A 478-nucleotide genomic window follows, 5' to 3' on the forward strand; every position below is an offset into this window, starting at 1 on the left:
CACCGGTGGCGGTGACACCGATCGGCACCCGCAGTTCGTCGTCGCGGTTGCGCGGGGCCCACAGGCTCGCGACGTCCAGTGCCGAGGCATCCGGGATGTCGAGCAGTGTGGTGAAGGTGGCGCCGCCGGTGGCGGTCGACCGCACGTAGCCGGGGTTGGAGTCCCAGCGTGACAACCGGCGCGCGATGTGGGCGGCCGCGGCGGCCGACCTCGCGTCGGCCTTGTCGACGTAGGGCTGCCATCCGTTGCTCTGCCACCGCTCGATCCGGCCTTCGGTGACCCGCAGGATGGGCCGCTCGGGATCGGGGTACTGCTCGCGGGTGGGCAGCTTGTCGCTGCGGTGGATCACCGTCACCCCGGTCAGACCGGGCTTGCGGGCGATGTCGTCGGGGTCGGCTTCGGGATCGTCGAGCACGACCAGCATGTGCTTCAGCGCCTGGTCTGCCTCGTCGGGGAACGCGGGCCGGCCGGCCAGTGT

1 pseudogene is annotated in these 478 nt (G+C 71.8%); it reads right to left on the reverse strand.

Annotated elements, in window-relative coordinates:
* Nucleotides 1-478, reverse strand: a pseudogene (locus RM844_RS32310) (hypothetical protein); the annotation flags it as partial.

Source organism: Streptomyces chisholmiae (genome assembly GCF_031845445.1).
In the GTDB taxonomy this organism is placed as follows: Bacteria; Actinomycetota; Actinomycetes; order Streptomycetales; family Streptomycetaceae; genus Streptomyces; species Streptomyces chisholmiae.